Raw genomic sequence first — 19,974 nt, 5'->3', positions numbered from 1 at the left:
GTGATTTCCGGAAACACCAAGTAGTTCTGACGACGTCCCTCCTTCCGAGGGACTTCCGCGGCCACTAAAGAAACCACACAACATAGCCGAATAGAGCAGGACGGCCGCACCAAACCCGATTCCGGCCGGGTGACGAGCACAACCAGACGAGGGGAACCGTGTCGCGCGAAGAGACCACTCTGGCCACACTGTCCGATCCGGACCGCACCGGGCCTGATCCCACCGCCGGCCGGACCGGCGGACGGGCGCACGTCGTGCTGCCCGCGTTCAACGAAGAAGCATCCCTGCCACCGCTGCTGCACCGGCTCGCCGAGGTGGCCCGCACCGAGCAGGTCACCGTCTGGGTCGTCGACGACGGTTCCGCCGACGCCACGGTCGCCGTGGCCGAGTCGGGCTACGGCGGGCTCGACGTCCGCGTCGTGCGGCACCTGGTGAACCTCGGCCTCGGCCGCGCCGTGCAGTCCGGGCTCCGGGCCGCGCTGGAGGCCGCCGGTCCCGACGACATCGTCGTCGTGATGGACGCCGACGACACGCACGACCCGGCGCTGATCCGGGATCTGCAGGCGGAGATCACCGCCGGCGCGGACGTCGCCATCTGCTCCCGGTTCGTCCCGGGCGGCGACGACCGGACCGCCCCGTTCGGACGGCGGCTGCTCTCCCGCGGTGCGGCGCAGCTGTTCCACCGCACCCTCGACGTCGACGGCGTCCGGGACTTCACCAGCGGCTACCGCGCCTACCGGGCCTCGCTGCTGGCCCGCGCCTCCGCCCACTGGGGCGAACGGCTCATCGAAGAGCAGGGCTTCGCCTGCATGGTGGAACTGCTGCTCAAGCTCCGCCACTGCCGGCCGGTGATCACCGAGGTCCCGCTGGCCCTGCGGTACGACCGCAAGCAGGGACCCAGCAAGCTGAAGCTGCGGCGGACCGTCGTGCAATACCTGAAACTGCTCGCCCGCGACCGGCTGAGCCCGGCGCCCTACCGGAAGCTGTGACGCCGGTGAACAACCCCGCCCACGTCGCCGTGATCGGCGGCGGCATCTGCGGCCTCGCCGCCGCCCACCGCCTCGCCCACCGCGGCACCCGCGTGACCCTGCTGGAAAGCAGCGACCAGCTCGGCGGCCTCGGCACGTTCTTCGCCCACGGCGACCGGTGGGTCGAGCGCTTCTACCACTGCATCATGCCGTCCGACGCGAGCCTGCTGGAACTGCTCGGCGAACTGGGCCTGCGGGACGCGGTGCGGTGGCGCGACACGACGATGGGCATGGTCGTCGACGGCCGCCGCCACCCGTTCAACTCCCCGCTCGATCTGCTCCGCTTCTCCCCGCTGCGGCTGCCCGACCGCGTGCGCTTCGGCGTCGTTTCCCTGCTGCTGCGCCGGCTGGGGCAGGGCCGCGACCTCGACACGCTGCGCACCGAGGACTGGCTGCGCGGGCTCTACGGCGACGTCGTCTGGGAGCGCCTCTTCGCGCCGATGTTCGGCTCGAAGTTCGGACCGTCCTTCGGGGACGTTCCCGCGCTGTACCTGTGGCAGCGGCTGGGCCGCGAGCGCAACGTCGCCACCCGCGGCTACCCGGACGGCGGCTACAAGACCGTCATCGACGCACTGCGGACGTCGATCGAGGAAGCCGGTGGCACCGTGCGCACGGAAACGCCCGTCCGGCGGCTGCACAGCACCGGCGGCCGCTCGGTGCTCACCCTGACCGGCGGCGAGGTCCTCGACGCCGACCACGTCGTCTCGACCGTGCCGTTGCCCCTCCTGCGGCGCATCGCCGACGACGCGCTCGCCGCCCGGCTGCCCACGACCGACCTGCCCTACCAAGGGGTCGTCACCGGCGTGTTCTTCCTCCGGCAGCCGGTCACCGAGCACTACTGGACGCCGGTCCTGCACTCGGGAACCGAGTTCGACGGCGTCGTCGCGATGTCCGCGCTCGCCGGCCCCCATGACGGTTGCCACCTCGTCTACGTCATGCACTACACCGACCGCGACTCACAGCTGTACCTCGACGACGACGCCGCGATCGCCGCCCGCTGGTCGGCGCAGCTGCGGGGCCTGTACCCCGAGCTCGCCCCGGACGACATCGCCGAGGTGCGGGTGTTCAAGGCACCGTTCGTGGAACCGGTGTACCCGCTCGGCTACCTGGCCGCGCGGCCGCCGGTGACCGTGGACGGCACGAACCTCCTGCTCGCCACGACCGCCCACGTCTACCCGGACGTCACGAGCTGGAACTCGAGCGTCGCCCTCGCGAACGACGTCGTCGCCGCGCTGGCGGATCAGCCGGTCGTCGCCGGATCGGCGCGGTGATCGAGCAGCGCGCCGAGCGCCGTCACGATCCGGGCGGAGGCGGATCCGTCGCCGTACGGTGACGGGAGGTGCCGGAGGCGCTCGCGGTGGCCGGCCACGTCGTCGAGCCAGCGGGCGACCTCCGCGCCGATCCCCGGCCCCGGCAGCACCCGCGTCCCGAACGTCCCGGCGATCTCGGGCCGCTCGGTGCTGCGCCGGACCACGACCACCGGTCGCTTGAGGACGCTCGCTTCCTCTTGGATGCCCCCGGAATCCGACACGAGCACCGCCGCTTCCGCGGCCAGCGCGAGAAACGCCGGGTAGGCCTGGGGTTCCAGCTCGACCAGCGGGTCGAGCAGGTGCCGCAGCCCGGCCTCCTCGACGCTCTTCGCCGTGCGCGGGTGCAGGGGGAACACCACCGGCAGCGGCAGGCGGCCCAGCTCGCGCAGGATCACCGCCAGCTGCCGGGGGTCGTCGACGTTCTCGGGACGGTGGATGGTCGCCAGCACGAACCGGTCCCGTTCCAGCCCGCGAGCCGCCAGCACCGCCCGCCGGTCCTCGGCGGCCGGGAGCGCGGTCCGCAGCGCTTCGACGACGGTGTTGCCGGTGAGGGCGATCCGGTCGTCGGGCACGTTTTCCGCGAGCAGGTTCCGGCGGTTGAGCTCGGTCGGCGCGCAGCACAGGTCGGCGAGGTGGTCGATCAGCACGCGGTTGTGCTCTTCGGGCATCGCCCGGTCGTGGCTGCGCAGCCCGGCTTCGACGTGCACCAGCGGGAGGTCGTGCGCGTTGGCCGCCAGCGCGCCGGCGAGCGCGGACGTCGTGTCGCCCTGCACGACCACCACCCCGCCGGAGCCGGCCGCGAGGACCTCGTCGACCGCGCTGACCGTCCGGCCGAGCTGACCACCGCGGCGGCCGGCGCCGACACCGAGTTCGTGGAACCGGCCGGACGGCGGCAGATCCGCGCGGATGCGCGAGTACAACGACCGGTCGTAGTGCTGTCCGGTGTAGACGACCGCGCACTCGTCGCCGAAGGCCCGCATCAGCGGGGCCAGTTTGATCAGTTCCGGCCGGGTGCCGCAGATCAGCGTGATTCCGCCGGTTGCGGCAGGCGGCCCGGCTGAGGAACTGCCGGTGGCTTCCCGGAATTCTGCGGTGGTCGTCGACATGCGGTGCGGTCCTTTCGGGCGATGAGCTCGCCGCACGCTACTCACCGGAACCGCGGAACCGGCGGCAACTCAGTCCATCGGGTGACGACCCGGTGTCGCACCCGGGAATTGCGGACGCTCTAGAATGGCGGCGCCTCGGAATACCGGACAGGACGGCCCAGCTGTTGCTCAAGAAATTCGCGGTACTGGCACTGGTGGTGCTTTCGGTCACCGTCTCCGCCTCCGCCCCCCGTGCCGACGCCGCTCCGAGCTTCCTGCTGCCCGACCTCCGCCAGGCGCCACCGGGGTGCGCCGGTGGCAGTTCCGGCGAGCTCCCGCTGTGCACCGCCTGGGACGTGTGCCCGGTGGTCGACCCCGCCGCCCCCAACGGCCGCTGCGTCGCACCGTCCGTGGCGAAAGCCGTCCGGCTGCGGTTCACCAGCGCGGAAGAGAACGTGGGCGACGGGCCGCTGCTGCTCTTCGGCCGTCGTGACAGCACGAAGCAGGACACCATGACCGTCCGGCAAGCGCTGCGCAACGGCACGGACGGCTCGATCCCGGGCAGCTACGCGGCGGCCCAGCGGGCCACCGGGGCCTTCACCTACTACGAACCGGCCCTCGCCCACCAGCACTGGCACCTGATGAACTTCGAGCACTTCGCGCTGGTTTCGCCCCAGGGCAAGACCGTCGTCACCGACCGCAAGAACGGCTTCTGCCTCGGCGACCGGTTCCGGGTGGCCGACATCGGCCGCCTGAACCACGTGCCGGGCGACACCGGCGCCGACGCCGACCTCGCCGGAACGCTGCGCGAGAACATGTGCCGCCACCACGAACCCACCGCCCTCGACGTGCTGGAGGGGATCTCGGTCGGGGCCGGCGACGACTACAAGTACACCGTCGACTTCCAGTGGCTGGACATCACCCGCGTGCCGGCCGGGACGTACGACCTGGTGAACACGGTGAACGCCGACCGGACCCTGCTGGAGACGGACTACCGCAACAACTCCTCGGCCGTCGCGCTGTCCATCACGTGGCCCCGGGGGATGCCCGGGCCGGACGAGGCGATCCCGGCGACCCCGGTCGTCGAGTTCCTGCGCAGCTGCCCCGGGCAACCGCGCTGCGCCTGAGCCACGACCAGGGCCGTCCCACCGGGCTACGGCGCCGGATCGGCTCCCGGGGTGGCCGCCCGGGCTCCGGGATCGCGGACCTCGTCCGCCGGTTTCGCGCAGACGCAGAAGAGGTTGCCCTCCGGGTCGGCCAGGACCACCCAGTCGTCGTCCGGGTCGTCGTCGACGTGGCGGACGAACCGCGCGCCCAGGCCCACGAGCCGGTCGACCTCGTGCTGCTGGTCGTCGGTGTAGAGGTCCAGGTGCATCTGGTCCCGCGCCGACACCGGCGTCGCGGACCGCTGCAGCGACAGGTTGACGTACGGGCCGCGCAGCAGGCGGAAGTCACCGGATTCGGACGCGGGCCGCAGCTCCAGCGCCGCGCACCAGAACCGGGTCATCGTGTCCAGGTCGGTGCAGTTGATCACCGTGCTGCCCAGCCTGATGGCCATGGTCGTTCCCCTGTCCTGCCCGGGCCTGCCTCGACTTGACGCTGCGCGGCAGCATAGTGCGGCCGGAACCCTTCACCAGCCTCGCTGGTGCAGGTAGGCAGCGATCCGCACCCGCAACGCGCGGATGTCGGCCAGGTCCAGGGTGAACGAACCGGCCGGCCGGTAGCCCGGCTCCGCGTGCCGCGGGTCGCACGGCCCGGAGACGTAGACGAAGCCGTCCTGCGGGTCGTGCCGGGGCTCCGACCAGGCCGGGTCGCCGTCGAGCGTCAGGCGGCCCGCCCGGGCCCGGGCGGTCCAGTAGGTCGGGAGCTTCATCACCTCGCCGAGCGCCTTGGCGAAGGCAGGCAGGTCTTCCTCGGGCAACGCCAGCCCCCGGCCGCCCCACACCCGCGGTGTGGCGGCCGGATCCCGGTCACGGCCCGCGGCCACGTGCGTGAAGGTCGCCTGGTCGCCGGACGTGCGGATCGTCCACTGGGGCAATTCGGTCAACGTGGGCACGGATCGCTCCTCGCTCGCTCTGGTCTGTCCCCCAGGCGCGACCCACCCTAGTTGATCTCCACCGCGTGGTCGAGCCCGCCCGGCGCCCACGCTCGGGAAAGCGCTTTCGGGAAATCGTCGAATTCGCCCGAGTACCCCGCAGAAGCCTTGATTCGATCTCGGATCTGCGGTTCCCTTTTCGGGAGACCGTGCGTATTTCGCCGAAGGAGCTCATCCCATGAACGACAAACCGGAAAACGTACCGGCCGGCCTGGACCGGCGCACCGTGCTGCTCGGGGCGGCCGCCGGCGCCGGCGCGCTCGTCCTGGGCGCGGGTGCCACGACGCGGGCGACAGCCGCCGTGACCCAGCCCCGCGCGGCGGCGGCCGCGTTCTTCAAGGGCGCCGACATCAGCTGGGCCCCGCAGATGGAAGCCCACGGCTACGCCTGGAAGAACGCCGCTGGGCAGAGCCAGGACCTGCTGACCATCCTCAAGGGATACGGCATCAACGCGATCCGCCTGCGCACGTTCGTCAACCCGTCCGGCAGCGCCACCGACGGCCACTGCAGCATCACCGAGGTCGCCGCGCTGGCCAAGCGGGTCAAGGCCGCGGGCATGTCCATCATGCTGGACTACATGTTCGGCGACACCTGGAACTCCGTCGGGGTGCAGAACCCGCCCGCCGCGTGGAAGAACCTGAGCTACAGCCAGCTGCTGTCCGCGATGAACTCCTACGTGAACCAGACGATGAACGTCATGAAGAGCAACGACGTCCTCCCGACGTGGGTGCAGATCGGCAACGAGATCAACAGCGGCATCTGCCACCCGGTCGGCAGCGTCTCGAACGGGGCCCAGATGACGGGCCTGCTCAACGCGGCGTACAACCAGGTCAAGCAGGTCTCACCGAGCACGACGGTGTGCATCCACCTGGCGCAGCCCCAGAAGTGGGACTCGATGCAGACCTTCTTCAGCCGCTACTCCGGAAACGGCGGCAAGTGGGACATGTCCGTCTTCTCCTCCTACGGCAGCGCCGACCTGGCCGCCGGCATCGTGGCGAACATGAAGAAGATCTCCAGCCAGTACGGGAAACCGTTCCTGCAGTCGGAGTTCGGCGGCCCGGTGAGCAAGGTCTCCGCCACCAAGGCCTCCCTGGTGGCCTACCTCAACGCCCTCAAGAGCAACGGCGGCCAAGGGTTGTTCTACTGGGAGCCGGAAGGGTATTCACCCTTCACCGGCTACGCCAACGTCGCCTGGAACTCCGCGAACCGCCAGCCCACCGCCATCATGGACGGCTTCAAGCAGGCCTGACCCGCGGAAGGAAAGGCGGTGACCTCCGCGTCCGGAGGTCACCGCCTTTCCGGGTCAGGATTCGAAGGCACCGAGGTCCGGCGCCTTCCCGCTGTAGGGCAGGCCGACGTTGGTGCCCTTGTCGATCAGTGCGCTCCCCGCCGCCAGGCGGAGGTTCGGCAGCACCGGCAGGCTGCCGTCGGCCTGGCGCCGCGCGTCCCAGCCGGCCGTCGACACGCTCTGGAACTGCGCGTCCGACAGCGTGACACCCAGGTTCCAGGAGTTGTACGCAGCGTTCGTGCCGGTCATGTTCGACAGCAGGGTGTTCTTGTACGCGATGTTGTTGCGCAGGTTGCCCAGGCCGGTGGCCCCGCCGCTCGAGGTGATGCCGAGCATGTTGTAGTCGGGGTTGTTGGCGTAGCTGGTGTTGTCGAAGTAGTCGTTGGCCAGCGTGTGGTGGTTGGCGTAGAACCCCGCGGCCTTGTTTGCGAACGCCACCGAGTTCCGGACGGTGTGCTTGACGCCGTTGCTCACGTACTTGCCGCCGTAGCCGCCCATCTTGAAGCCGTTGCCGTTGCCGGACGAGGTCGTCGTTTCCGGCAGGTAGCCGTTGCGCCACGCCCACGAGTTCTCGATGGTCACCGGCGAGAACGCGTTGATCAGGTCGAAGCCGTCGTCGGAGTTCCACCACGCGCGGCAGCCGCGGAACACGTTGCCCGGGTGGCCGGCGGAAATGTGCGCACCGAACCCGTCCGCGCTTTCGCCCGCGCCGTTCGACGTGCGCGGGTCGTAGTTGTCGTGGGAATCGGAATTGAGGACGAGGTTGCCGCCGCCGTCCTGGATGAACAGGCCGGGACCCATGTTGTTGTGCAGGTTGAGCCCTTCGAACGTGTTGTTGCTCCCGGAGATCCAGATCCCCCACGACTCGTGGTTGAGGTTGTTGTTCTGCGGTACGCCCTTGACTTCCAGTCCCTTGAGGTGGATGAAGCTGCCGGTGACGTCGAAGCCCTTGATCCGGCAGTCGTCGCTGACCCGGGAGAAGTCGAAGACGGGCGTTTCGCCGGGATAGGCCCAGTAGCGGATCGGGTTACCCGCACTGCCGCTCTTGTTCAGGGTGATCGCGTCCACCCGGTCGGTCTGGCTCGCGCAGGCCTTGTTCGCGCGCGAAGAGGTGTAGGTGCCGCCCCGCAGGTACACCGTGTCGCCCGCCTGCGCGACGGCCTGGGCGTGCGCGACCGACGCCCAGGGCGCGGCCTGCGTCCCGGCGGCGCTGTCGCTGCCCGACGGGGCGACGTAATAGGCCTTGCCGGCCACGGGACCGGCCACGGCCACCCCGCTGCCTGCCAAGGCCAGCGCGACGGCCGCCGCGGCGGTGAGGGTGTGCATTCCGTCCATGCGAAGGGACCTCCGATTCAGTTGCAGCTGCCGGAACACGGCACGAACGGTGCCGTCGTGCCGGTCAGCGTGGTCGTGCCCAGCGTCAGGCCGCCGGCGCTCGCGGTCACCGTGATGGTGCCCGCCCCGGTCGCCCGCACCAGGCCGTACGCGACGCCCTGGTAGGCCTTCCGCACGATGCCGCGGAAGGTCTCCTGCACCGGGCTCCCGCTGTCGACCGCCACCAGCACGCCCGGCCCGCTGACGCTGAACGTGATCGGGGCGGACGAGCCGGTCACCACGCGGCCGGCCGAATCGGCCACGGTCGCCTTGACGTAGGAGACGTCGTCGGTGTCGGTCGACACGGTGCTGTGGTCGGGTGCCACCAGGACCCGGGCGGCCGTGGTGCCGGTGGCCGGCGGCGACGTGGCCGGCGCACCCCACGTGCGCTGCCACGAGTACCCGATCGGGCGGACCGTGCCGACGCCGTCCACCAGGCCGAAATCTCCCTCGCCGCGGGGCCAGAGCCCGTCGGCCTCGCCCAGGTACGCGGCGCCGGTCCAGAGGAACAGGCCGGTGACCACGGCGTTGTTCCGCACCGTCGTCCACGCCGAGGTGTCGGTGCCCATCTCGGTGAACAGCCCCGCCCGCGTCGGAGACGTCTTCGCCGCCTGGATGACCTCGTCCGGCCGGTAGTTGCCGCCGAAGACGTCCACGATCGTCCGGGTGGCCCCGGTGACGTCGCCGCTGTCGCCCGGCCGGAACAGCGCCTGGGTGACCGGACGGCCGTCCAGGGCATGCGCGATGGAGACCATCCTGGTCAGCAGGGGCGTCCGGGTCGAGATCGAGTCGCGGATCTCGTTGCCGGTGCTCCACATCGCCACGCTGGGGTGGTTGCGGTCACGCATGACCACGCTGGTGGCATCGACCTGGTACCACGGCGTCGAGCCGCTCGCGCCCGGTACCGCGGGCGTGCCGGTCGGCGACGACGCCGTCTTGCCGAAGTACGTCGCGTAGTCACCCACGTCGGAGTACTTGTGCTGGGTCCAGACGTCGAAGAACTCGTCGAGGACCAGGAACCCCATCCGGTCGGTCAGCTCGAGGAACGCCGGGCTCGGCGGATCGTGCGCGGTGCGGATGGCGTTCACCCCCAGCGCCTTCAGCTCGGCGAGCCGCCGCTGCACGGCCCGCTGCGGCGCGGCCATCCCGAGCCCGTGGAAGTCCTGGTGCAGCGCGACGCCCTGGAACTTCACGTTCTTGCCGTTGAGGCTCATCCCCGTGGCGGCGTTGAACGTCAGGGTCCGGATGCCGACGGACGTGAGGTCGTCGTCCACCGCGGTGCCATTCACGAGGACGTTGGTGGCCAGCGAATACAGGTTCGGGTTCGCCAGGTCCCAGAGCTTCGGGTTGCTCACCGGCACGTCGTAGGCGAAGGTGGCCGACGCGCCGGCGGCGATCGTCCTGGCCGCCGTGGTGACCGCGGGCAGCGCGGCCCCGCCCGGGTCGCTGAGCACGCCCTGGACGCTGACGCTCGCCGCCGAGCTGCCCTCGTTGACCACCGTGGTTTCCGCGTGCACGGTGGTGGCGTTCGGTGTCGTGACGCGGGTGGCCCACTGGCCGACGTGCACCGGGTCGGTCGCGATGAGCCGGACGTCGCGGTAGATTCCGCCCCCGGTGTAGTAGCGCGACGCCGGCTGCGACGTCGTGTCCGTCTTGACCGCGACCACGTTGTCGGCGCCGCCGAACTTCGCCGCCGCCGTGATGTCGTAGCGGAAACTCGTGTAGCCGTACGGGTGGGTGCCGATGAGCGTGCCGTTGACGTACACGCTCGCGTTGGCCATCACGCCGTCGAACTCGAGGGACACCTTGCGGCCCGTGGGCACCCCGGCCAGCGAGAAGTGCTTGCGGTACCAGCCGATGCCCGCGGGCAGGTACCCACCGCGGCCGGTGCTCGGCGCCGACTGCGAAAACGGGCTCGCCGGCGGGTTCTTGCCCTCGATGCTCCAGTCGTGCGGCACGCTGAGCTTGCGCCAGCCACCGTCGTTGTAGGAGGCATCCCCGGCGCCACCGGCGTCGCCGTAGTTGAACAGCCAGCCGGGATCGAAGTCCGTGACCGTCCGGTAGCGGTTCACCGCGGCGGTGCCCGCGTCAGCGGTGCCGGACACGACGGCGAGCGGTGCGATCATCACGGCGAGCACCCCGGCGGCGGCTTTGCGCAGCCTTGCCACCGCCATCACCGGGCCAGCGCGAAGCTGGGGTGGGGCGGCTGGTTGTAGGCGGTGTTCTGCCAGGCCACGGCCTCCCGGTACTGCCGGTCCTGCATCAGGGAGACGTGCGAGATGCTGGTGGTGTCCGTGGTCGAGTAGATCCGCAGCGCCCGGTTGTCCGACGTCGGCCAGATGACCTCCTCGCGCCAGTCGCCGAACAGGTCCGCCTGCAGCGACGGCGTGTTCTTGGTTCCGTTGTTCGCGTGCACACCCGACCCGGTCAGCAGCCGGGTGTCTCCCCCGGTGCCGTACTTGTCGATGTGGGTGCCGTCCAGCAGCTCCCGCTGGGCGTCGCCGTCCCACCAGATGACGAAGTTCGTCGAGGACGGCTTGCGCCCGATGTTCTGCCCGCTGGTGTTCAGCAGCCCGGACACCGCGGACGACCACGACTCGGCACCAGGGCTGCCGGCGTAGATGTCATCCGAGACGCCGCGGCCGTTGTCGCAGTTGCAGGACGCGTTCTGCCAGATGATCTGCCCGGTCTTCGCGTCGGCCATCCAGGCGGCGGGCTTGGACTTGTCCTCGTCCACCTTGAACTCCTCGAGCCCCGGCCGGCTGGGGATCAGGTCGCCGACGTGCATGGCGTCGCCGTGGCCGTTGCGGGTGTTCCACAGTGCCTTGCCGTTGTCGTCGATGGCCATGGCGCCGAAGACGATCTCGTCCCGGCCGTCGCCGTCGGTGTCCGCGATGGCCAGCTGGTGGTCGCCCTGCCCCGCGTACTGGGAACCGGCCGAGTTCGAGTCGAACTTCCACCGCTCGGTCAGCGCGCCCCCGCGGAAGTCCCAGGCCGCGATCACGGTCCGGGTGTAGTAGCCGCGGCTCATGATCAGGCTCGGGTGGGACCCGTCCAGGTAGGCCGTCCCCGCCAGGAACCGGTCCACCCGGTTGCCGTAGCTGTCCCCCCACGCAGACACCGTGCCGCGCGGCGGGTCGTAGTTCACCGTGGACATCGCGGCACCGGTCTGCCCGTTGAACATGGTCATGAACTCCGGGCCGGACAGGACGTACCCGCTCGAGTTGCGGTAGTCGGCGCTCGCGCTGCCGATGACCTGGCCGGTGCCCGACCGGGTGCCGTCCGCGGTCTTCATGCCGACCTCGGCCTTGCCGTCGCCGTCGTAGTCGAAGACCTGGAACTGCGTGTAGTGCGCGCCGGCCCGGATGTTGCGCCCGAGGTCGATCCGCCACAAGCGCGTGCCGTCCAGCTTGTAGGCGTCGACGAAGACGTCACCGGTGTAGCCGGACTGCGAGTTGTCCTTGGAATTGGTCGGGTCCCACTTCAGCACGATCTCGTACTGGCCGTCGCCGTCCAGGTCACCGGCGCTGGCGTCGTTCGCGGTGTAGGTGTAGCTCTCCCCGGACGGCGTTGTCCCGCCACCGGGTGGCTGGATCGGGATGTCCCGGGTGCTCGCCGCCACGCCCTCGACGCTGTTCAGCGTCAGCGAATCCTCCGCGGCGAAGGCCGACATCCGTTCCACCCCGCCGACCACCGCTCGCACGGTGTACCGGGCATCCGCCGGCGCACCCGCGTCGACGAAGCTCGTCGGCCCGCTTATCGGCGCTGACGTCACCTTGGTGCCGTCGCGGTAGACGGCGAACGCCACGCCGGCCGGGTCGTCGGCGAGCAACCGCCAGCTGACCCGGTTGCCCTGGGCGGTGTGGACGCTGACCACCCCGCGGTTCAGCTTGTCCGGCTGCGGCGTGCCTGCCCGCGGGGCGGCCGGGACGACCGCGCCGACGGCCGGGGCCGGGATCAGCCCCACCGCCAGCACGCCCGTGACGGCCACGACGAGCCGCCTGCTGATGGCGAACTTGCGCATGGCTACTCCAATCTGCGTCGATTGCCGAAGTCAGCCGAGGACCGCGGCCAGCCGGGCGGCGATCTTCCGGTGCCCGGTGTCGTTCGGGTGGGTGCCGTCCACCGTGTCGGTGGCCTTGTCGATCCAGCCCGCGGTGTCGATGAACTTCACCTTGCTGTCCCCGGCGTCGTGCCGGGCGGCCACCGCGGCCTTCGTCTCGGCGGCGTACCGCTGGTAGAAGTTCTCCATCGCGTGGATGGTCGCGTTCGGGTACTTCGCGCGAACCCGTTGCAGGAGCGTCACGTACGCGCTCTGGAACTGCGCGCCGGAGACGTTGTGGCTCTTGTCGTTGGTGCCGAGGTTGATCACGACGTCGGCGGCTTGGTAGCGGGAGAAGTCCCAGTCCGGCGCGCCGGTGGCCAAGCCGGTCTTCAAGAACCGGTCCCGCATGCCGAGGCACCCGTCCGGAGCCGGGTACAGGCAGGCGCCGCCGACGGCGATCTGGGTGTGCCCGGCGCCCAGCTTTTCCGCCGTCAGCCAGCCGTACGCGGTCAGCGCCTGCTTCGACGACAGCTGGCCCACCGTGATCGAATCACCGACGAACTCGATGATCCGGGACGGCACGGCCGGCACGACGGTCCGGGCCCCGGAGTCCAGCAGCACGCCCTGGAACACCGCGTCACCGTGGTACGAGCCGGCCACCGGCCGGTAGGACACCCGCAGCGTGTGCGTGCCCGACGGCAGCCGGGACGGCGTCAGGTCCACCGTGCCGCGGACGTTCGTCCGCGACACCCAGGCGCCGCCGTCGACGCTGGTGAACAGGTCGACGGCGTTGCGCTGGCGCAGTTTCACCGTGGTACCGGTGAAACCGACCACCACGTACGCACCGGCCCATTCGGACACGTAGGCGCCCGCCGCACGGGTGTCCCACCGCCCGAAGTACCGGATGTTCGAGTCCGACGGCGAGCCGTCGCCGGTGGCGGCCGAAGCCGGGTGCACCGCCGTGCTCACCGCGGCCACCACCGCCACCACGAGCGCGACGGCCCGCGACCTCGTACCGATGGGCATCGTTGCCCCTTTCGTGTCCGATGTGGACTGATCAGCGAAGGTAGGCGGCGAGCGGGAGGTTCTGCTCGCGGATGCCCTGGACGACCAGGTTCGCCATCTGGGTCGCGCCGTACACGGAGAAGTGCGTGTTGTCGGTGACCCCGTCGCTCGCCGCGGTGAGGTAGATCTTCTGCGACCCCGACGAGCCGAGGGACTCCACCAGGGTCTTGCTCTTGGCCGTCAGGTCGAGCACCGGCACGTTCGCGGACTTGCCGAGCGCCCGGATCACCGCGGGCAGGTCGACGCCCACCCCGTTGACGTGCAGGGCCGTCGGCGTCAGCTTGCTGCCGCTGAACAGCCGCCGCACCGGCGGGGTCACCAGCACGGGGATGCCGCCGCGCTCCCGCACCCCGGTGACCAGCTTGGTGAGGTTGTCGCGGAACGCCGTCGCCGTCGTCTGCTTGTCGTTGTGGCCGAACTGGATGAGGACCAGGTCCTTGCTCTTGATCAGCGGCTTGAGCGTCGGGAAGAGCGCCTTGGTGGCCAGGAAACTGCCCGAACTCTCCCCGGAGTCCGCGTAGTTGGCGATCACCGCGCCCTGCCGCACGGCGGTGGGCAGGATCTGCCCCCAGCCGGTGTAGGGCGCCGCCGGCTGGTCGCAGACGGTCGAGTCGCCGGCCAGGTACGTCACCAGCGGGGTCTGGGCCGCCGTCACGGTCAGCGAGCCGATCGCGGGCGCGCTGCCGCCGAACGTGATGTCCAGGCCCGCGGTGCCGGTGCCGCCCTGGCCGGTGGGCTGACCCTCCGGGGTGCGCACGTTCACCGTGACGGTCGTGGGGACGACCTGGCCCGCGTTCGTCGAGACGGCGTTCAGGACCTGCCGGCGCGCCTCCACCGACATCGACGTGCTGGCCGCCTTCGTGGTGCTGCCCAGCCCCACGGTGACGTCGTAGTTGCCCGGCGCGACGGCGAAGTGGCACTTGATCGGCGCCGTCCCCGAGCACTGCGCGGGCAGCGCCCGTGGGGCGGCCGCGGCCACCGCCGGAGCGGGAACCAGGGTGGCCGCGGCCAGGCCGGCGAGGAGGATCGCGTGGTGCTTGAGGGACATCGGTACTCCTGTATCCACTGTGGACGGTGAGTCAGCCGGCCGAGCAGGTGCTGCCGTTGAGCGTGAAGGCGGTCGGAGCCGGGTTGGTGCCGCTGTAGGTGCCGTTGAAGCCGACGCCGGTCGAGGCGTTCGGCGCCAGCGCGCCGTTCCAGCTCAGGTTCGTGGCGGTCACCGCGCTGCCGGACTGGGCGAACGTGGCGCCCCAGCCGGGCAGGGTCACCCGCTGGCCCCCGGCGAAGGTGAAGGCCAGCGTCCAGCCGTCGACCGTGCTCGCGCCCGTGTTGGTGATCGTGACGTTGGCGGTGAACCCGTTGCCCCCGCCCCAGTTCGAGGCGGAATAGGTCACCTTGCACGCGCCGGACCCGCCGCCCGCGCTCGTCGTCGCCGTCGCGACCGCGGAGAGGGCCGAGGTGTTGCCCGCCGCGTCCTTGGCGCGCACCTGGTAGCGGTACGTGCTCGAAGCCGCCAGACCGCTGTCGGTGAACGACGTCGTCGCGGTCGAGCCGACCACCGCGAACGTGCCGCCGCTCGCCCCCGGCGCCCGCAGGACGTCGTAGCCCGTGACGCCGACGTTGTCCGTCGACGCCGTCCAGCTCAGCGTGGCCCCACTGGAGGTCACCGCCGACACGGCCGGGGTGCCCGGAACGGACGGCGCCTGGGTGTCCGCCTGACCGCCGCCGTAGATGGTGGCTTCCTTGGACGTCTGCCGGATGCCGTTGGTGCCGTTGAGGAACCGCTCGCCCCACGCCGTGAGGCTGGCCGGGTCGAAGCCGTTCGTCATGTCGAGGTACCCGACGTCACTGCTGTTGCCGCTCCACGACCAGCCGATGTAGCCGAGGCCGCGGGCCTGCGCCTGGGCCATGATCGTGTCCTCGTCCGGGTTGCCGTCGGTGTGCATGCTCCCGAACTCGCCGACGACCAGCGGCAGCCCGGCGGTGCGGAAACTGTCGAAGTACGCGTTGATCTCGGCGGCGGTGTCGTAGACGCCGTACATGTGGATGGAGAACACCGTGTTGTGCTGCGGGTCGGCGTTGAACACCGTGGCCGCGTTGTCCCGCATGATGTTCTGCCAGTCCTGGCCCCACATCGGCGCGTCGGCCATCAGCAGGTGCTGCAGCCCGGCGGCCCGCAGCCGCTTGATCGCGTTGCTCGTCGCGCTCGTCCAGGTCGCGCTCACCTGCTGGTCGTTGCCGAACGGCTCGTTGCCCAGGTTGATCACGACGTAGTTTTCCTGGCCCTGCAAGGCACTGGCCACGCTGATCCAGTAGCTGGCCGCCTGGTCGAGGGACGCGGCCCCGCTCTGCTCGCCGTACCCGGTGGTGTCGTGCGCCTCCAGCACGCAGATCAGCCGGTTCTGCTTGCACTGCCCGATGATGTTCGTGACTTCGGCGGCCGAGGTCGGCCCCCACCGCTGCCCGCTGCCGAGGACGACGCGGACCGTGTTGGCGCCGAAGGACTTGATGTCGGCGAACGCGCGGGTCTGGGTCGGGTACCAGACGTAGGCGTGGTTCACGCCCCGCATCACGAACGGGGTGCCGCTTGCCTCGAGGATCCGGGTGCCGTCGACGTGGAGGCCGGTCGCGGCCGGGGTGTCCGTGCCGAGCGCCGCCACCAGCGCGGGGTACCAGCGGCTCTCCATCTTCTGGATGCCGGTGGTGCTGTTCGGGTGGACGCCGTCGCCGGTGTCCTTCGCGGTGTCGAACCCGGTCCACTGGTCGACGACGGTGATCGGGGACGCGGCCGTGGAGTGCGCCTGCGCCCAGCCGGGGATGGCGTTGTCCAGATCGACCACCCGCTGGCCGCAGGCCGTGCAGTTGGCCGGGTTCATCGGGATGATCTTGGCGACGACGAGCTTCGTGGCCGGGTTGGCGGCCCGCATCTGGCCGAGCAACGTCGTGTAGGCGTCCAGGATCGTGCTCGCCGGAATGTTGCTCCACACGTCGTTGGTGCCGAGGTGCATCAGGACGATGTCCGGCCGTGCCGCCGACAGCCAGCCGGGCAGCTGGTTGTCCCGCACGATCCCGGTCGCCAGGAACCCGCCGTGGCCCTCGTTGTCGCCGTCGTAGGCGAACCCGCAGCCCGGATCCGGCAGGCTGCCGACGAAGTCGACGTCGGTGTGGCCGGTGTCTTGCAGGTGTTTCCACAGCAACGCCCGCCAGCAGCCGGGCGATCCGGTGATGGAGTCGCCCAGGGCCATGACCCGCGTGGGTGCGGCCGCGCCGGCCGCGGCGGGGGCCACGACCGCGCAGGCGGCCAGCAGCAGGCCGGCCACGACCACGCGGAGGAATCGCCAGTTCATTACCGACCTCCTGGAGACAGCTCGACAGGACAGGTACGCAATCTGGGAGCGCTCCCACGCTAACACGGGCGACCCGGGGTGAACACCGGTCACCGAGACAAGAACCGGTCGATCCGCTTAACTGTTAAGCAATGCGCACCGGTCGAGAAAGCGTTTTCTCAGTAGCCGTGCGTTCGTTGGGAAGCGCTTCCCGGACCGGCGCGGCCGACCGCGGCGCGCGGTGTCGGCGGTCGATTGCGGGGCACCACGCCGGCCGTGTTCGCGGATGCCGTCGCAGTACCGGCGGCGGCCGGCGTGGGGCACGGTCATTCGATCTCCTTTGATCGACGACGTGACGGGCCAGGGAAGACAGCTGCGCACGTACCCAATCGGCCACGTGCCGTCCGGTAAGAATGGAACCGCACCGGTGAGAAATTTTCAAGGTCGTTCGACAAGTTCTGTGAACGTGCACAGTGCGGCTCCGGCCGAGCCGGCGGCCTTCCGGTTCAGGCGGAGTCGCGGACGACGAGCTCGGTCGGCAGGATCACCGAGGCCGGCCCTTCCCCGTCGATCTGGGCCAGCAGCTGCCGCACCATCGTCTCGCTGATGCGGTCCCACGGCTGCCGCATGGTGGTCAGCGGCGGGTGGGCCGCGGCCGCCACCGGCGAGTCGTCGAACCCGCCGACGGCGACGTCGGCGGGCACGCGGCGGCCGGTCCGCTCGAGCGCCGTCAACGCGCCGTCGGCCATCAGGTCCGAGGCGACGAAGACCGCGTCGAGGTCCGGGGCGCGGGCCAGCAGCCGCTGCATGCCCGCCTCGCCGCTCGCCCAGCTGTAGTCGCCGACCTCGACCAGCCGCTCGTCGACGGCGAGGCCGTGCTCGGCGAGCACTTCGCGGTAGCCGGCCAGCCGCTCCACCCCGCCGGGCGAGTCCTGTGGGCCCGCGATGGTCGCGACGCGCCGCCGGCCGGACCCGAGCAGGTGGCGCACCATGTCCTTGGCGCCCTCGCGGTCATCGGCCGCCACGTAGGACACCCGGCGGCGCCGGCCCAGCGGCTTGCCGCAGCAGACGAACGGCAGCCCGGCCCGATGCAGGTGCTCGACCATCGGGTTGCCGCGGTGCGAGGAGATCAGCAGCACGCCGTCGACGTGGTGCGCCGAGAGGAAGGGCGTGATGCGACGGCGTTCGGCCTCGGTGGCCGCCGTGATCAGCACGAGCGGGAGGTCGTGCGCCGCCAGCGCCTGGGTGCAGCCGCGCAGCAGGGTGCTGAAGTTGGGGTCCGCGAAGAACCGGTCCTGCGTTTCCGACAGCAGGAACGCGACCGAGCCCGCGCGCTGGGTCACCAGGCTGCGCGCGGCCCGGTTCACCACGTACCCCAGCTTGTGGATGGCGGCGTCGACCGCCTCCCGCGAGGCCGGGCTGACGTTGTGGCCGCCCTGCAGCACCCGGGACACCGTGCCGCGCGAAACGCCGGCGTGCGCGGCCACGTCGTGGATGGTCGGCGGCCGCTTGGCCCGCGGCCGCGGCGTCGTTCCCGTCATCGTCCCCCATCTACCGGCTGTGACCCCGACTTTACGGCTTCAGCCGGCAGATCGACGCACCGGTGGCGCAGCGGGCGGCGGCGGTGAAGCGCCGGACCTCGCACGTGGGGCTCACGCGGGCGGTGTCGTCCTCAGTAGACGGTCAGTGGCCGCCCGGGCCCCGGTCCCGTCACGGTCGGCCCGGGCTTCGCACCCGCCGCGGGCGACGGCTCGACTCGCGGACGACCAGCTCCGGCGTGAACACCACGTGCCGGTGCTCGTGCTCGGCAGGCGACTGCGATTCGGCGATGACCAGGGTCGCGGCCGTCCGGCCGATCTCGTGCCGCGGCTGGCGGACCGAGGTCAGCGGCACCGCGGCCGCCGCGGCGAAGTCGATGTCGTCGTAGCCGACGATCGCCAGGTCCTCCGGGACCCGCACGCCCGCCCGCACGGTGGCCTGGAGCAGACCCAGCGCCAGCAGGTCGTTCGCGCAGAAGACGGCGTCCGGCCGCACCGCCCTGGCCAGCAGCTGCTCGCCGGCGCGCAGGCCGCACGCGACGTTGAGGGCCGGGGCGGGGAGCACCTCGAGGACGTCCGGGGCCCGGCCGGCCCGCCGGATCGCGTCCCGGGCGCCGCGGTGGCGTTCGGCCGCCTGGTGGATGCCGGGCGGGCCGGTGACCATCACGATGCGCTCGCACCCCTCGGCCAGCAGGTGGGTGACCGCGAGCGCGCCGCCGTGGCGGTCGTCCACCGCCACCGAGCACAGGTCCTCCTCGGCCGTCGGGTGGTCGAGCAGGACCACCGAGATCCCCCGGTCCCGCAGCCACCGCACCGGCATCGGATCGGACTGCACCGGGGTGATCAGCACGCCGTGCACCCGCTGCGAGGCCAGCAGCTCGACGTGCCCGCGTTCCTTGCCCGCCGATTCGCCGCTGTTGCACAGGATCACCGCGTGCCCGGCTTCGCTCGCCGCCTCCTCGACGCCGCGGGCGACGTCGGTGAAGAACGGGTTGCTCACGTCGAGCACCACCAGGCCGATGGTGCGGGCGGTGCCGGAGCGCAGCTGGCGCGCCGGCTCGTTGCGGACGTACCCCAGGGCGACGATGGCGGCGAGGACCCGCTCGCGGGTGGCGGCGGCGACCACGCCGGGGCGGTTCAGCACGTTGGACACCGTGCCGACCGAAACCTCGGCGCGCACGGCGACGTCCCGGATGCTGATCGGCGGCTTCACCGGGCGCTCACCGCGACCGCGGCCAGCACCAACAGCCCCGGCGCGACGACCACGAAGGCCGGCGCTTGCCCCACGACGACGGCCACGACGACGATCGCGGTGACCAGCCCGGCGCTGCCACGCCAGTCCAGCACCGTCTCCCGGCCGGCCGCCGTCAGCACCTCCGGCCACCGCCGGCCCGGCCGCCAGGCCGCCGCGCCCCGCAGCCCGGCCGCCAGGAGCGCGGCGAGCACCGCCCCCAGGACCGCCCCGAACGCCCGGCCGCCGGGCAGCCCGCCCAGCACCGCGACGACGTCCACCCCGCCGACGGCCAGCAGACCCGCCGGGGCCAGGACGGCCACCGGGTGGGCGAGCGCCGCGCGGAACAGCCGGGCGAATCGGCGCACGGTGGGTGTCCGGCCGTCCGCGGCAACCTCGGCCAGCAGAACCGAACCGGCGGCTGCCGCGGCCAAGGACGTCACGACGAACACCGAGGCCACGCAGACCAGCAGGCCCACGAACAGGACCTCGGCCAGCAGCGCAAGCGACCGAGCGCCCCAATGTGGCCTTGGGTGCGTTGAACGCACCGAAGGCCGCCTTGGGTGCGTTGAACGCACCGAAGGCCACA

At 71.2% G+C, this 19,974-nt stretch carries 16 protein-coding genes; 4 read left to right on the top strand and 12 right to left on the bottom strand.

Annotation, left to right across the window (positions count from 1 at the left end):
• Positions 1-158: 158 nt before the first annotated feature.
• Both AB0F15_RS28830 and AB0F15_RS28825 read left to right on the top strand, forming a co-directional pair.
• Positions 159-989, top strand: a complete 831-nt coding sequence (locus tag AB0F15_RS28830; RefSeq protein ID WP_360276795.1) for a glycosyltransferase — start codon at positions 159-161, stop codon at positions 987-989.
• Positions 986-2,299 carry an NAD(P)/FAD-dependent oxidoreductase gene (locus AB0F15_RS28825; protein ID WP_360276792.1) on the top strand — a complete coding sequence of 438 codons (1,314 nt, stop codon included), beginning with the start codon at positions 986-988 and terminating at the stop codon, positions 2,297-2,299. The genes AB0F15_RS28830 and AB0F15_RS28825 overlap by 4 nt, the downstream gene beginning before the upstream one ends.
• Here AB0F15_RS28825 and wecB read toward each other — a convergent pair.
• Positions 2,269-3,444: a UDP-N-acetylglucosamine 2-epimerase (non-hydrolyzing) gene (gene wecB, locus AB0F15_RS28820; RefSeq protein WP_360276789.1), complete on the bottom strand. Its 1,176-nt coding sequence runs from the start codon at positions 3,442-3,444 to the stop codon at positions 2,269-2,271. The genes AB0F15_RS28825 and wecB overlap by 31 nt on opposite strands.
• 164 nt (positions 3,445-3,608) lie before the next feature.
• Here wecB and AB0F15_RS28815 point away from each other — a divergent pair, with 164 nt between their 5' ends.
• The gene (locus AB0F15_RS28815; RefSeq protein WP_360276786.1) at positions 3,609-4,550 is read left to right on the top strand and encodes a lysyl oxidase family protein; all 942 of its coding nucleotides are present in this window, start codon (positions 3,609-3,611) and stop codon (positions 4,548-4,550) included.
• Positions 4,551-4,576: 26 nt separating this feature from the next.
• Here AB0F15_RS28815 and AB0F15_RS28810 read toward each other — a convergent pair whose 3' ends face one another.
• Both AB0F15_RS28810 and AB0F15_RS28805 read right to left on the bottom strand, forming a co-directional pair.
• A complete protein-coding gene (locus AB0F15_RS28810; RefSeq protein ID WP_360276783.1) occupies positions 4,577-4,981 on the bottom strand; it encodes a VOC family protein in 405 nt (134 codons plus the stop codon).
• Between the two features lie 72 nt (positions 4,982-5,053).
• Positions 5,054-5,479 (bottom strand): hypothetical protein, encoded by a 426-nt coding sequence (locus AB0F15_RS28805; protein ID WP_360276780.1) that lies wholly within the window; start codon positions 5,477-5,479, stop codon positions 5,054-5,056.
• Positions 5,480-5,696: 217 nt separating this feature from the next.
• Here AB0F15_RS28805 and AB0F15_RS28800 point away from each other — a divergent pair, with 217 nt between their 5' ends.
• On the top strand, positions 5,697-6,767 hold the full coding sequence (locus AB0F15_RS28800) for a glycosyl hydrolase 53 family protein (protein WP_360276777.1): 1,071 nt from the start codon (positions 5,697-5,699) through the stop codon (positions 6,765-6,767).
• A 54-nt stretch (positions 6,768-6,821) separates the two neighbouring features.
• Here the strand turns inward: AB0F15_RS28800 and AB0F15_RS28795 are convergent, their stop codons facing one another.
• From AB0F15_RS28795 to AB0F15_RS28755, 9 genes are all read right to left on the bottom strand, one after another.
• Entirely contained in the window at positions 6,822-8,141 is a 1,320-nt protein-coding gene (locus tag AB0F15_RS28795; protein WP_360276774.1) for a right-handed parallel beta-helix repeat-containing protein, read from the bottom strand.
• Between the two features lie 17 nt (positions 8,142-8,158).
• Complete coding sequence (locus tag AB0F15_RS28790; protein WP_360276771.1) at positions 8,159-10,354, bottom strand: glycoside hydrolase family 2 TIM barrel-domain containing protein; 2,196 nt, start codon at positions 10,352-10,354, stop codon at positions 8,159-8,161.
• A complete protein-coding gene (locus AB0F15_RS28785) occupies positions 10,354-12,204 on the bottom strand; it encodes a rhamnogalacturonan lyase (RefSeq protein WP_360276768.1) in 1,851 nt (616 codons plus the stop codon). The genes AB0F15_RS28790 and AB0F15_RS28785 overlap by 1 nt, the downstream gene beginning before the upstream one ends.
• A gap of 30 nt (positions 12,205-12,234) precedes the next feature.
• Positions 12,235-13,251 carry a GDSL-type esterase/lipase family protein gene (locus AB0F15_RS28780; RefSeq protein WP_360276765.1) on the bottom strand — a complete coding sequence of 339 codons (1,017 nt, stop codon included), beginning with the start codon at positions 13,249-13,251 and terminating at the stop codon, positions 12,235-12,237.
• 31 nt (positions 13,252-13,282) lie between these two features.
• Positions 13,283-14,338 carry a rhamnogalacturonan acetylesterase gene (locus AB0F15_RS28775; protein WP_360276762.1) on the bottom strand — a complete coding sequence of 352 codons (1,056 nt, stop codon included), beginning with the start codon at positions 14,336-14,338 and terminating at the stop codon, positions 13,283-13,285.
• A gap of 31 nt (positions 14,339-14,369) precedes the next feature.
• Complete coding sequence (locus AB0F15_RS28770) at positions 14,370-16,637, bottom strand: cellulase family glycosylhydrolase (protein ID WP_360276759.1); 2,268 nt, start codon at positions 16,635-16,637, stop codon at positions 14,370-14,372.
• Between the two features lie 485 nt (positions 16,638-17,122).
• Positions 17,123-18,157: a LacI family DNA-binding transcriptional regulator gene (locus AB0F15_RS28765; RefSeq protein WP_360276757.1), complete on the bottom strand. Its 1,035-nt coding sequence runs from the start codon at positions 18,155-18,157 to the stop codon at positions 17,123-17,125.
• A 169-nt stretch (positions 18,158-18,326) separates the two neighbouring features.
• The gene (locus AB0F15_RS28760; protein WP_360276754.1) at positions 18,327-19,367 is read right to left on the bottom strand and encodes a LacI family DNA-binding transcriptional regulator; all 1,041 of its coding nucleotides are present in this window, start codon (positions 19,365-19,367) and stop codon (positions 18,327-18,329) included.
• Entirely contained in the window at positions 19,364-19,864 is a 501-nt protein-coding gene (locus tag AB0F15_RS28755) for a hypothetical protein (RefSeq protein ID WP_360276751.1), read from the bottom strand. The genes AB0F15_RS28760 and AB0F15_RS28755 overlap by 4 nt, the downstream gene beginning before the upstream one ends.
• Positions 19,865-19,974 lie beyond the last annotated feature (110 nt).

The organism is Amycolatopsis sp. NPDC026612 (assembly GCF_040638285.1).
Classification (GTDB): domain Bacteria; phylum Actinomycetota; class Actinomycetes; order Mycobacteriales; family Pseudonocardiaceae; genus Amycolatopsis.
The sequence above is the reverse complement of the archived record's forward strand: the minus strand, read 5'-3'. Positions and strand labels throughout refer to the sequence as shown.